The 3281-nt window shown below is 64.4% G+C and carries 4 protein-coding genes; 3 read left to right on the top strand and 1 reads right to left on the bottom strand.

The window, feature by feature from the left end; translation table 11 throughout:
* From VFL62_RS22960 to VFL62_RS22950, 3 genes are all read left to right on the top strand, one after another.
* Nucleotides 1-819, top strand: an 819-nt coding sequence (locus VFL62_RS22960; protein WP_325174688.1) for a farnesyl diphosphate synthase, incomplete at its 5' end; no start/stop codon positions are given.
* 5 nt (nt 820-824) lie between these two features.
* Nucleotides 825-1508 carry a DUF1345 domain-containing protein gene (locus tag VFL62_RS22955; RefSeq protein ID WP_325174687.1) on the top strand — a complete coding sequence of 228 codons (684 nt, stop codon included), beginning with the start codon at nt 825-827 and terminating at the stop codon, nt 1506-1508.
* Between the two features lie 23 nt (nt 1509-1531).
* Nucleotides 1532-1906, top strand: coding sequence for a nuclear transport factor 2 family protein (locus tag VFL62_RS22950; protein ID WP_325174686.1), 375 nt, complete (start codon nt 1532-1534; stop codon nt 1904-1906).
* A 7-nt stretch (nt 1907-1913) separates the two neighbouring features.
* Here VFL62_RS22950 and VFL62_RS22945 read toward each other — a convergent pair.
* Nucleotides 1914-3281, bottom strand: a 1368-nt coding sequence (locus VFL62_RS22945; protein ID WP_325174685.1) for an FAD-binding monooxygenase, incomplete at its 5' end; no start/stop codon positions are given.

Genomic DNA, 3281 nt, shown 5'->3' with positions numbered 1-3281 from the left:
GAGATCGCGCGGCCGAAGCGGTTGATGGACGCCATGCGCTATTCCAGCCTCGGTGGCGGGAAACGGCTGCGGCCGTTCCTCGTGGTGGAGAGCGCCGCGGTGTTCGGCGTCGACCGCAACGCCGCGCTGCTCGCGGGCGCCGCGCTGGAATGCATCCACTGCTATTCGCTGATCCATGACGATCTGCCGGCGATGGACAACAGCGACTTGCGGCGCGGACGCCCGACCCTGCACAAGAAGACCGACGATGCGACCGCGATTCTGGCCGGCGACGGCCTGTTGACGCTCGCCTTCGACATCATCACCCGCGACGAGATTCACAAAGATCCGACCGTGCGCCTGCTGCTGACCCGGGCGCTGGCACGCGCTTCCGGCATCGGCGGCATGGTCGGCGGTCAGATGCTGGACCTCGCCGGCGAAGGCCGCTTCGGCGACCGCGAGCCGGTCGACGTCGCGCGCCTGCAGCAGATGAAGACCGGCGCCTTGCTGCGCTTCGGCTGCATCGCCGGCGCGATCCTCGGCCAATCCTCGCAACAGGAATATCAGGCGCTCGACGATTACGGCCGTGCGCTCGGCGAGGCGTTCCAGATCGCCGACGACCTGCTCGATGTCGAGGGCGACGCGGCCGCGCTCGGCAAGCAGACCGGGCAGGATGCAGCGCTGGGCAAGACCACCTTCGTCACCCAGCTTGGCATCGACGGCGCCAAGCAGCGCGTGCGCGATCTGCTGGCGCGGGCCGACCAGGCACTCTCGATCTTCGGCGCCAGGGGCGATGTGCTGCGCGCGGCGGCGCGCTTTGTCGCCGAACGCAAGAACTGAGCCGCATGGCGGGCGAGGAGTTCGAAGCGCGGCTTCTTCGCTTCCGCAAGATGCCGCGGGCGGTCCGCCTCGTTTACGCGCGTCCGCGCACCTTCCTGTCGATCGCGCTCGGCATCGTCACCTTCTTCCTGCTGCCCTCCGCGTTTCGGCTGGTGACGCGGCTGTTGATCGGCTGGGACACATTCGTCGCGCTCTACGTCGTTCTGGTCTACGTCATGATGGGGCGCAGCACCTTGAGCACCATCCGCCGCATGGCAGCGCTGCAGGACGACGGCCGTTTTCTGATTCCGCTATTGACCGCGCTTGGCGCCTTCGCAAGCCTCGCCGCCATCGTGTTCGAACTCGGACAGGGGCAGCACCAACCCGCCGAACTGCTGTTCGCCACGCTGACCGTCGCCTTGTCCTGGGCGGCGGTGCATACGGCCTTCGCGCTGCATTACGCCCACGAATTTTATCGCGGCGAGAAAGCCGGCGGCCTTCAATTCCCGAGCGGCGACACCGACGACCACGCCGACTATTGGGACTTCGTCTATTTCTCGTTCGTGATCGGGATGACCGCACAGGTGTCCGATGTCGGCATCACCGACAAGACCATCCGCCGCATCGCGACCGTCCACGGAATCATCTCATTCGTGTTCAATACTGCGTTGCTCGCGCTGACCGTCAACATCGCCGCCAGCGCGATATAAGAAACCGTGCCGGGAGCCATGCCATGAGCTATGACCGTTCCAGCGTCGAAGCCGTCGTCCAGGACTATTTTGACGGCCTGTACGAATGCGACACCGAGAAACTCGCAGCCGTCTTCCATCCGTCGGCCGACCTGCGCTGGCTGGAAAAAGGCGAACTCAAGGTCGTCAGCGTGCCCAACTGGCTCGAGCGGCTCAAGAAACTCCCGTCAGCCAAATCCGAGGGCAAGGCACGCGAGGATTTCATCGTCAGCATCGACCGGTCCGACGAATCCACGGCTTTCGTCAAGGTGCGTTGCCAATGGCCGCCGCGCTATTTCACCGACTACCTGGTCGCGATGAAATTGCCGGACGGCTGGCAAATCGTCTCCAAATCGTATCGCTACGACCTCAGAGAGTGAGCGAGGCTTACGCGCCGGCGCGCAACTGAAGCATGCTCGCGCTGCCGGACCAGCGCCTGCGAAGATTCTGCCACAACACCCGCAGGACGATGCCGGGATACAACAGCCGCAGCGGAGGCGCCTGAAGGTTGGCGACCTGCAAGAATGCATCGCTGAGGTGGGCGTCACTGCGCGCAGCCTGATGCAGCTTGCCGACATACCAATTGATGAAGCGCACTTTTGCCGGACGCGGAGCTTTCACCTGAGGGTGCCGCAGATCGTTTCCGACCGCGATGTCCCAGGGCGTATCTATCGTGGTGGCGGCGGCACGGAAGAAGCGGGACGCAAGATCCGCGTTGCCGTGGCGAAGACATTGCTGGAGCAACAGCGCCTCCTCTGCCGCCACCGTCATGCCCTGCCCGTAAACCGGGTTAAAGCTGCAGATGGCATCGCCGAACACGAGGTAGTTGTCCGGGAACCGCTGCAGCCGTTCGTAGCGGCGGCGCAGATTTGCCGGATAGCGGAACTTGACGAAGTCACCGAGCGGCTCGGCATTGGTTACGATGTCGTGGATATCCGAGGTGGGAAGCGAGCCCGCGTAGGCGGCAAACATCTGCTCATCGGTCGGCGCGTGGTCGCCGAAATAGCCGCCGATTGACACGATCCAGCGATCCTCTGCCTGGAAAAGAAGTGCGCCATTGCGCCAGTTCGGACCGCTTCCGGCCACCACGACCGCCAGCTTGCCGCCGAGATCGCCCGCTTTGCGACGGTAGACCCGCGTGGTGTAGCCGATGCCGATCTCGACCCGTTCTTCGTTCGCCCGCGCGTAGCCTAACTGTTCAAGCCAGGCCGGACTCGACGAGCCCCGGCCGCTGGCGTCGATCACGAGATCGGCCGTCATGGTCTGCTCGGCGCGACCCTCGATGCTGACGCGCACCCCGGTAATCGCCGATCGCCCGTTGTCGGCAATCAGCCCTCGCACCGAACAGTTCGCGATCGCCTTGACGTTGGGGTGCGACAGCAGGCGGCGTCGCACATGTCCTTCAAGCACGGGGCGAGGAGCGAGAAGTCCCACCAGATCGCTCGGCGCGGTCTTTAACGTCACGCCATGACCGATCCAGATCGTGTCATTGGCGATATCGCCCCTGGCGCCGCCGCTGGCGACGACCTCGTCCGTCCATCCCGGAAAGAAATCCTCGATCACCTGGCGGCCACGCGCCAATAATCCGTGGGCGTGCTGTCCCTGCGGAACGCCTTTGCGCGGGACGTCCTGTTCGGGAAATGCGTCGCGCTCCAGCACCGTTACATGCTGGTAGAAGTCCGAAACGGCTCGCGCGGCCAACAGGCCCCCCATGCTTGCTCCGATGACAATCGCATGCTTGCCGATCCACTTCAT

This window comes from Bradyrhizobium sp. (assembly GCF_035701725.1).
Lineage (GTDB): Bacteria > Pseudomonadota > Alphaproteobacteria > Rhizobiales > Xanthobacteraceae > Bradyrhizobium.
The sequence above is the reverse complement of the archived record's forward strand: the minus strand, read 5'-3'. Positions and strand labels throughout refer to the sequence as shown.